This is a genomic window from Microcoleus sp. PH2017_34_RAT_O_A, assembly GCF_020737885.1.
Taxonomy (GTDB): Bacteria; Cyanobacteriota; Cyanobacteriia; order Cyanobacteriales; family Microcoleaceae; genus Microcoleus.
On sequence record NZ_JAEQDD010000153.1, the window covers coordinates 1 to 9476 of the forward strand.

Annotated in this window: 5 protein-coding genes and 1 CRISPR repeat array; of the genes, 3 read left to right on the plus strand and 2 right to left on the minus strand. The window is 47.4% G+C overall.

What is annotated here, in order from left to right:
* The first annotated feature begins 127 nt into the window (after positions 1-127).
* A CRISPR array of direct repeats spans positions 128-2140; the repeat unit is 37 nt; unit sequence GTTTCAATCCCTGATAGGGATTTATGGGTTTTCCGGC.
* Positions 2141-2339: 199 nt separating this feature from the next.
* The 3 genes from JGK11_RS31270 to JGK11_RS31280 all read left to right on the plus strand — a co-directional run bounded on the left by JGK11_RS31270 (position 2340) and on the right by JGK11_RS31280 (position 5120).
* Positions 2340-2552: a hypothetical protein gene (locus tag JGK11_RS31270; protein ID WP_293214289.1), complete on the plus strand. Its 213-nt coding sequence runs from the start codon at positions 2340-2342 to the stop codon at positions 2550-2552.
* Between the two features lie 84 nt (positions 2553-2636).
* Positions 2637-3935, plus strand: coding sequence for a valine--pyruvate transaminase (locus JGK11_RS31275; RefSeq protein WP_293189899.1), 1299 nt, complete (start codon positions 2637-2639; stop codon positions 3933-3935).
* A 624-nt stretch (positions 3936-4559) separates the two neighbouring features.
* Positions 4560-5120, plus strand: a complete 561-nt coding sequence (locus JGK11_RS31280; RefSeq protein ID WP_293214291.1) for a Uma2 family endonuclease — start codon at positions 4560-4562, stop codon at positions 5118-5120.
* Between the two features lie 178 nt (positions 5121-5298).
* Here the strand turns inward: JGK11_RS31280 and JGK11_RS31285 are convergent, their stop codons facing one another.
* On the minus strand, positions 5299-7509 hold the full coding sequence (locus JGK11_RS31285; RefSeq protein ID WP_293214293.1) for a caspase family protein: 2211 nt from the start codon (positions 7507-7509) through the stop codon (positions 5299-5301).
* Between the two features lie 526 nt (positions 7510-8035).
* Positions 8036-9217: a sulfate adenylyltransferase gene (gene sat / locus JGK11_RS31290; RefSeq protein WP_293183433.1), complete on the minus strand. Its 1182-nt coding sequence runs from the start codon at positions 9215-9217 to the stop codon at positions 8036-8038.
* Between the last annotated feature and the right edge of the window lie 259 nt (positions 9218-9476).

A 9476-nucleotide genomic window follows, 5' to 3' on the forward strand; every position in this document is an offset into this window, starting at 1 on the left:
TGTAAGGCTAACACTGCATAATTTCAGCCCAAAAGCGTTTGGCTTCCAAGTTTTCACAACTGATAAAAAAATCCGACCCACATCTGCGGAATGTGGGCTTTAATTTGTAAGAAGACTTATTATTCCAGTTTCAATCCCTGATAGGGATTTATGGGTTTTCCGGCTCGCGGCCCCGGAATTCCTAGAAAGTGGCTACGTTTCAATCCCTGATAGGGATTTATGGGTTTTCCGGCATGAATTCATTCTGCTTAATCGATCAGGCATTTATCAGTTTCAATCCCTGATAGGGATTTATGGGTTTTCCGGCGCCACTCCAATCAAATTCTTTGAGTGAATGAGTACGGTTTCAATCCCTGATAGGGATTTATGGGTTTTCCGGCATTAAAGCCTTTACAATTATTCTTTACAAGAAGCGCGTTTCAATCCCTGATAGGGATTTATGGGTTTTCCGGCTCACTAATTCTCTGGTTCGAGCATTGGTAGCCCGCAAAGAAGGTTTCAATCCCTGATAGGGATTTATGGGTTTTCCGGCGAAACAGATTTTTGAGATTTGGAAAAGGCTGCATGATGTTTCAATCCCTGATAGGGATTTATGGGTTTTCCGGCGGCAAAGGGTGTTTTTTATTGCCATCTTGTCTCCCGGTTTCAATCCCTGATAGGGATTTATGGGTTTTCCGGCGCGCTTTCACTCAAAATCCGCACCACGTCTGTCCACTCCGTTTCAATCCCTGATAGGGATTTATGGGTTTTCCGGCCTGCTGCCATTGCAGTAGTAGTTAAAGAAGAGTAGTTTCAATCCCTGATAGGGATTTATGGGTTTTCCGGCGCCCCAAAAAGGTGGCTAACTGGCGGCAGGTGTACCCAGTTTCAATCCCTGATAGGGATTTATGGGTTTTCCGGCTTTTAAATAGCGTCAAAGAAGAGATGAAAGAAATAGTTAGTTTCAATCCCTGATAGGGATTTATGGGTTTTCCGGCCAATTTGCTGGTTGAGGGCGTTTGAATTTGACGCTGTTTCAATCCCTGATAGGGATTTATGGGTTTTCCGGCAGAAATGCAAAATTTAGTAGGCATTGAAGGCGACTGTTTCAATCCCTGATAGGGATTTATGGGTTTTCCGGCGATTCGTCAAAGTGGTTGCAAAACTTGATTATTTTGTTTCAATCCCTGATAGGGATTTATGGGTTTTCCGGCTCGATATCGAGATAGCACTCGATCCGAGTTTGGAATTTGTTTCAATCCCTGATAGGGATTTATGGGTTTTCCGGCCAAAAAGCTGATACAAGTGTGAGTGGCGATCGCATGAGTTTCAATCCCTGATAGGGATTTATGGGTTTTCCGGCGCTGCCTTGCGGTTGGCGCTTGTGTCCGGCAGACCGTTTCAATCCCTGATAGGGATTTATGGGTTTTCCGGCCCATAATGATGAAAAAAGTTAAAGCCAAGGATAAGTTTCAATCCCTGATAGGGATTTATGGGTTTTCCGGCTTTTCAAGGAATCCCCCCGATTGAGCAAGAGGGCAATGTTTCAATCCCTGATAGGGATTTATGGGTTTTCCGGCGAGGCAATATTGATTCTTCCGAGGTTGCCCTGATTGTCAGTTTCAATCCCTGATAGGGATTTATGGGTTTTCCGGCGACAGTTGATACTGCATTCTAGAAGTAATTCGGAGTTTCAATCCCTGATAGGGATTTATGGGTTTTCCGGCCCTCGTGAATGAAATCGAGCTTCTTGTCGATTTGGTTTCAATCCCTGATAGGGATTTATGGGTTTTCCGGCGGAGAGTATCAAGTCATGAGTCCAGTCAGCCATACCAAGTTTCAATCCCTGATAGGGATTTATGGGTTTTCCGGCTTGCTCGGCAAGAGATTTGTAGTAGGGGTGAGGTCTAAGTTTCAATCCCTGATAGGGATTTATGGGTTTTCCGGCCCGGTGCTGCCGAAGAGAAATCCTCTCGTTTTTGTAGTTTCAATCCCTGATAGGGATTTATGGGTTTTCCGGCGCGGACAATTCCAAAATCATCATGTACGTAAAAGTTTCAATCCCTGATAGGGATTTATGGGTTTTCCGGCCAAAGAGCCAAAATCGGATTGTGGAAATTACCCGTTTCAATCCCTGATAGGGATTTATGGGTTTTCCGGCCGCCCGCTCCAGAAGCTTTGCTGTATTTGGTTTTCAAGGTGCAGTTCCGTGAATCTAAAACTAAAGTACCATTCTAGCCTTCGGCTTGTCAATCCCCAATTTTTCATACTCACTCCAAAACGTTATCCTGTAAAGCTTCCAGACTTTCCGTGAATCGTTTTTTCAGAAGAGGGGCATCAAATCCTTGCGGAACATGAGTTTGAGCAAAAAAATTTCATACCTCTATTTTAACACCTACCGGTTCACGGAAACTAAGCAAAAAATATTGTTCGATCGCGCGATCGAACCAAACCACGCCCTCAATCCTACGCAAAACCCATCAAAAACAGATGCTGCGTTGGCGAAGCCTGCCCGTTGGCGAAGCCGCCCTGAAAGGGCTAGGGCTTATGCTTCGTTCCTCGCAATGACATAATACGCGATCGATACGTAAGTCTTGACCCGATCGCACAAAAGCTATCATAAATAAACCGTCAACCTCTATCATCGTCGCCGCATCATGAACCCTGCCCTCACTCAATTTGGCACTCAAATGTCCCAACTCACAGGAGTTCGGGCAATTATGAAAGATATTATAGAAACACTCAGAGCCGGCCACGGGCAGGAATTTATCAACTTAAGCGCCGGAAATCCGGTGATTTTGCCGGAAGTCGAGCAATTGTGGCGCGATTGCACTGCGGAACTTTTAGCCAGCCCCGAATACGGCGAAGTCGTTTGTCGCTACGGTTCCAGCCAAGGTTATCAGCCCTTTATCGATGCAGTATTGGCCGACTTTAACCAACGTTACAATCTCAATTTGACCGATCGCAACATTTTAATTACTCCGGGAAGTCAATCAATCTACTTCTACGCAGCCAACGCTTTCGGAGGCTACACTGCACCAGTCGCCGACACTTCCGATCCCAAATCTCAAATCCGCAACCTAAAGTCGATCGTCCTTCCCCTCAGCCCAGACTACACCGGTTACGGCGGCGTCAGCCTAATTCCCGAAGCAGTCATCGCCTGCAAACCCACCCTAGATATTGATGCAGCCGCCCACCGATTCAAATACCGCCCGGATTTCAGCCAACTGTCGATCGATGAAACCAGCGGTTGCGTGATCTTTTCCCGTCCCTGCAACCCCACGGGAAACGTCCTCACCGACGACGAAGTGCAGAAAATCGCCGATTTAGCAGCCGCTTTCGACGTGCCGGTGTTAGTCGATTCCGCCTACGGGCCTCCCTTCCCGGCCTTGAACTTTACCGAAATGAAGCCGATTTTCGGCGGCAATATCGTCCACTGCATGAGTTTGTCAAAAGCCGGATTACCGGGTGAAAGAATCGGAATTGCGATCGGCGATGAAGGAATTATTCAAATATTAGAGTCTTTTCAGACCAATATGTGCATTCACTCGCCGAGATACGGACAGGCGATCGCAGCTAGGGCCATTGCTTCCGGCGCCCTAGCCGACATTTCCCTCAACGTAATTCGCCCGTACTATCAAAGCAAATTTGCAGTAGTTGAAAGCACGTTAGAACACGCAATGCCGAAGGATTTGCCATGGTTCTTGCACCGAGGTGAAGGAGCAATCTTTGCCTGGTTGTGGCTCAAAGATTTGCCAATGACTGATTGGGAAATGTATCAAGAATTGAAAAAAGTCGGCGTGATTGTGGTACCGGGAAGTTCTTTTTTCCCCGGTTTGCGGGAAGATTGGCAGCACAAACACGAGTGTTTGCGAATTAGTTTGACTGCGACAAATGATGAGATTGAAACTGCGATGAAACGTTTGGCTCAACTGGTAGAAAAAGTTTATCAATAGCAGTTGTCAGACAGATGAGGTACGTTGTTGGGCTTCAGCCCTCTTAGTTTAAGCGGTTATGTAAGCTGTCAGTCATATAGCGGTTCTCAGACAGATGAGGTATGTTGTTGGGCTTCAGCCCTCTTAGTTTAAGCGGTTATGTAAGCTGTCAATTATACCTCATCTTTTTGAGAAAGGCTATATCTTAATTTGTTATTAGATGACACGGCGGTTTTTACCGCCCGTCTTCTTTGTACTCGTTACTAGAACGAACCAGTTATAGCATTTATCAGAAAGATGATGAATGTAAATGGAGTTTTTGATGCCACCTCGCTTAGTATATAATCACTACTCTCAGAGGGCTGAAGCCCAACAACGTACCTTGCTTTTTTGAGAACCGCTATATGTCGTTTCTGGTTTCATCGGAATGATTTAACCTTACTAGGGCGCAGAGGACACAGAGAGAGAATAGAGAGATTAATACAGGACGATGAAGAGTGGATTTGATATTAAACCAGAAGCGCCTTCTTCCTTCTTCCTTCTTCCTTCTTCCTTCTTCCTTCTTCCTTCTTCCTTCTTCCTTCTTCCTTCCTTCTTCCTTCGATCGACTACAATTTAATAAATATAATTAGAGGCACGGTAGTTATGGCAGTGCAATTAATCAAAAGATTGCTCACCGTAGAAGAATATCATTTAATGGGTAAAGCTGGTATTTTTCCCCAGGGCGATCGCGTAGAATTGATCGAAGGAGAACTTGTACAAATGGCAGCCATTGGAACTCGCCACGCCGGATGTGTCAACCGCCTCAACAGACTCTCGGCTGCAATTCCCGAAACAAGAGCGATTATTGCTATCCAAAATCCTGTTCAGTTGACCGATCGCACTGAACCTCAACCTGATGTAGTATTTCTACAACCCCGTGCTGATTATTATTCAACGGCACATCCTACACCATCAGAAGTTTTGCTGTTGATAGAAGTATGTGATAGTACGGTGGATTACGATCGAGATGTGAAAGTTCCCATTTACGCGCGATCGCAAATTGCAGAGGTTTGGCTAGTAGATTTAGAAGCACAATGCTTAGAAGTATACCGCCAGCCAACACCCAACGGTTACAGTTTAATCCAAAAGTTTTGGCGCGGTCAACAAGTTTCGCCTCTAGCATTTCCTGATTGGGAAGTGAATATCGACTTCGTACTCGGATAGTTGCAGCAAGGGGAGCATCTCAGTTTTTCATTTATAGTGCGAGCGTCTTCGCTCGCGAGTATTATACACCTCGCGAGCGAGGACGCTCGCACTACAATAAAAAATATTTTTTGCAACAATGAGATGCTCCCGCAGCAAGCATTCCCAATTACCCATTCCCAATTACCCATTCCCAAAATTAAACTACCCGATAAACAAAACTTAAAGTCGCCCAAACATTCACATCCAAAGCCAAATCATCCGTCGATATCCCCAGTTTCTGCACGCCCGGAATACTAGCCACGTGCAAATCTTCCAACACAGCCCGCGCCACATTTAAAGGATTCAACAACATCACCGGCAAAGTATCCCTTGTTTGCTGCATTTCCGCTGCTATTGCTGCCAAAGTGCGATCGAACTGACTCTCACTAACTATAATCAAAGTTTCCGCCAAACCCAAAGCCCCAGACACCGCCAAGCCCAAAGCCCCAGCCGCTGGCACGCTTAAATTATCCCCAGGGGCGATCGCCATTGACATCGCACCAGCATCACTTTCAGCCTGATAATTCATCGCCAACAACCGTCCAGCGGTATCCGAGGAAAACACCGCAGCATAAACCGGGCGATCGCTCTCGTTATATAATCTATATTGAATTCGGCTGCCGATCGGCAAACTTAGTATACCCAAGTTACTCGATTTCTCGCTTGGAGCGCTCAGGGGTTCCAACCGGTAATCACCACTCGCCCGCACCGACTCCCGCTGCACCATCACCCGGGCTTGCGGCGCTAGAGTTGCCAAAACCGCCCGCACCTTCAGCCGCGAAGATGTCTCATTGACAGTCAGCCGCAGCAACTTCCCCGCCTGTAAAGCTTTCAACTGCGGAATCAACCGCTGCACCGCCACCTTAACGGCTTCTCCCCCGTCGCCCTGAGTGTCGGGAATCAGCATTTGGCTGACAGAAAACAAACCGTAGCGGCCTTGATACAAAGCAGGCTCGTAAGCCGCAGGAGTCTGAGCGACAATGGTTTCAGAGACTCTCCCGAACCGAAAGTCAGCCGGTTGCTCGCTCCCTACGGCTGAAACTTGCGGTACAGTCGCGAAAGCACTGGTAGCATCCACCCGCTCGATTCGTTCCAAACCAGAGTCTAAAGCTACTGTCAAACCGATGTTTCGCGGCAATACCCGAATTTCTTCCCTCACCAAATCGCCGGCTGTTAATTGCCCTTTTGTACGATCGAGCTTATCTAAAATTTGAGCTTTTGCAGACAAACCGGTGCGCGATCGCAGCAACAGTCGTGAAGTATAGTTGCTATTCTCTAGGGAATCGCTGTCGATCGATTTAACCGACGAATCCACAGCAAACACCGAGCCCTCGCAGCACTCCAAAACCCCAGCCGACAACCCGCCCAGCCACAACTGCACAGTTTTGCCGCCATCTTCCACCGCCGTCACAGCCCCGTCAGCAGCAGCGGAATTTAACATTAAACTTGTGGCAAAATTCAGCGCCGGTGCGGTTGTTAAATTGTCAGGGCGAATTTGCGGTTGCTGCGATAATCCCGCTATTTGCTCGACTGCGCCCGCCGCCCGACTAAAACTGACGCTGAAACTGCTAGCCGGAGTCGCTAACCACAGACTTTGGGTGAGGGCGTAGGTAAACAAACCCGCAGTAAATCCGTTCCATTCTTGTTCCCCGGCGATTTGGGAATTGGCGGCCGCACTCAGCAGGGCGATCGCAGAACGGTTGTTTTTGCCTGCCTGGAGACCTTCAACAAACGTTAATTCTGCGAGGCTTGGCTGCCCGATGGTGGGGCGCGGACGGGAACGGATGCGAAAGTTGCCATTTTTGAGGAAACCCGGGTAGGTGTGACTGGTGTCGAGGATGGCGATCGCATTTTCTGTGGCGAGCGATCGTACCAACTGCAACACCGTTTCCTCTAAAATATCGTTGACCGATCGATTTTCCAGCAGCGGTACCACATCATTCGCCGGCACCAAACTGTTTTGCATTTTTCCCGGAGAGTCTCCAAAACTAACTCGACTACCGCAGCCGCTAAAGTGAAAAACCACCACATCACCCGGTTTTGCTTGTTCCCTCAAATGAGTTACAAAAGCCGTCTCGATATTGTCCCTGGTAGCGCCAGCATCAGTCAAAGTCAGAATATCCGACGGCGCAAACCCAAACCGATATACCAGCAATTCCCGCTGCAATTCCACATCCGTCACACAGCCGTGTAGGGGCGAATCTGGATATTGGTCAACCCCCACCAACAAAGCCAATTTACGCGCTGTTGGCTGGGCTAAAGCTTCCAAGTAGCGCGATCCCAACCGCAACCATCCAGCCTCGCTGATTCCGATGGCGGCCAGCACCCGGCCAGCTTGCTGCAAAAATTCCCGCCGCTTGAGTCCCATTTTTAAAGAGTTTTGAATTTTATGTTTTGAATTTCAAGTTAAATACCCCTCTCTAATTTTAGGGGCTTTCATTAGATTGTGACTTATACCAATTCTGAAAACTTATACAACATTAGTAGGATGCGTCGCAAATCTCAAAACCCTGGAATCCAGTAGATGCTGACTGTTAATTCTTAAGATATAGCGGTTCTCAAAAAAGTGAGGTATGCCCTAATGCCCGGTTTTGCGGGTTTTGCCGGCGCAGGCCTATTCCCTATTCCCAGTCGTACCTCATATGAGATCTCGAAAGGCTATAACTTCGGGAGCATCTCATTTTTGTAAAAAGCATTTTTTTCTTATAGTGCTGTCCCCGCTCGCGTATCGTAATAATACGCGAGCGGGGACAGCACTATTAAATGCAAAACTGAGATGATCCCATAACTTCTAAGTTTTAACTTTTGAGTTTCAAGCTTAAATTTTACAATTTAAAACTCAAAACCCCCAACTCAAAACTATTCAGAATGCCACCAATACCAAAGTTCAAGACTTAAATCTCGTAACTAAAAATATTCATAGCCTTCGCCAATTCGGCGGCGACTTCGGGTCGAGAAAACTGCGGTGGTGGCAATTTTCCAGCGCGCAGCATCTCGCGCACTTTGGTTCCCGACAAATGCACCCGCTGTTCCGGAGTGCTGGGACTTGTTTTAGTTGTACCCATTTGTTCCGTCACCTTGCAATAGAAAGCGTGCTCGAATTTCATCGGCACAATTCCCAATTCAGAAGGCTCGAACTCGTCAAAAATGTGTTGGGCGTCGAAGGTGCCGTAATAATCGCCAACTCCAGCGTGATCGCGCCCGACAATAAAGTGAGTGCAGCCGTAGTTTTTGCGAATTAAAGCGTGAAAAATTGCTTCTCTGGGGCCGGCGTAGCGCATAGCCGCCGGATTAATTGCCAAGATTACGCGATCTTTTGGATAGTATTTATCTAGCAGGATTTCGTAGCAGCGCATCCGCACGTCAGCAGGGATATCATCATCTTTAGTTGTCCCGACTAACGGGTGCAAAAATAATCCGTCTACTGTTTCTAAGGCGCATTTTTGGATGTATTCGTGGGCCCGGTGGATGGGGTTTCGGGTTTGGAAACCGACTATGGTTTTCCATCCTTTTTCTTTGAACAGTATTCTCGATTTCGCCGGGTCAATTTGATATTGCGGAAACCGCGCATCTAGTTCGCGTTCCAGCAGCCAAACTTCGCCTGCGAGGTTCACTGACCCGGATTGGTCTACTACTTGAACGCCCGGGTGTTTGAGATCGTCGGTACGGTAGACGTTGAGGGCTTCTTCTTCTTTGCTGTAGCGGTATTTTTCTGCAAGTTCCAAGATACCGGCAAATTCACCAGCCGGGGAGTCGAGGCGGACTAAGGCGCCTTCGGTGAGGGTGTCGGCGACTGCTTCGCTGACTGAAAGGGTGATGGGAATCGACCAGGGGAGGCCGTTGGAGAGGCGCATTTCTTTGACTACCGATCGATAATCAGCTTCTACCATGAACCCTTTGAGAGGACTGAAGGCGCCGATCGCGATCATTTGCAAGTCAGAGATCGATCGATCCGAAAGCTGGACTCGCGGCAGGGACTCTGCTTTGTCAAAAAATTCCTGTCTTTGGTCTAGTGTCGCAATGCGGTTGACCAGGATGCCGCCGTGAGGGGCAATGCGGTCTGAATGCTGGCTCATGTCGATTTGAAGTTGTTGGTTTTATCTGCCAGAGTACATACTACCAAGGCCAGGCCGTAAATCTACATTATTTTTTAATTTTTCTGGAGTTTTGCAGAATGCTGATGAAGGCGGGGCTGCGATTCTTTAAGGAATGAGAATTAAATAACTTACAATTTTAATTAGACCTCTTGCAAAAATCCTTTTAACCAAATTTTGGGACGGGCTAGAAGCCCATCCCACAAGAAAAAAGATTTTTGTGGGATGGGCTTCTAGCCCG

Excerpts from the sequence above, each read along its gene's own strand:
- JGK11_RS31275 (WP_293189899.1), top strand. The coding sequence starts at position 2,637 with ATGAACCCTGCCCTCACTCAATTTGGCACTCAAATGTCCCAACTCACA.
- sat (WP_293183433.1), bottom strand. The coding sequence starts at position 9,217 with ATGAGCCAGCATTCAGACCGCATTGCCCCTCACGGCGGCATCCTGGTC.
- JGK11_RS31280 (WP_293214291.1), top strand. The coding sequence starts at position 4,560 with ATGGCAGTGCAATTAATCAAAAGATTGCTCACCGTAGAAGAATATCAT.
- JGK11_RS31285 (WP_293214293.1), bottom strand. The coding sequence starts at position 7,509 with ATGGGACTCAAGCGGCGGGAATTTTTGCAGCAAGCTGGCCGGGTGCTG.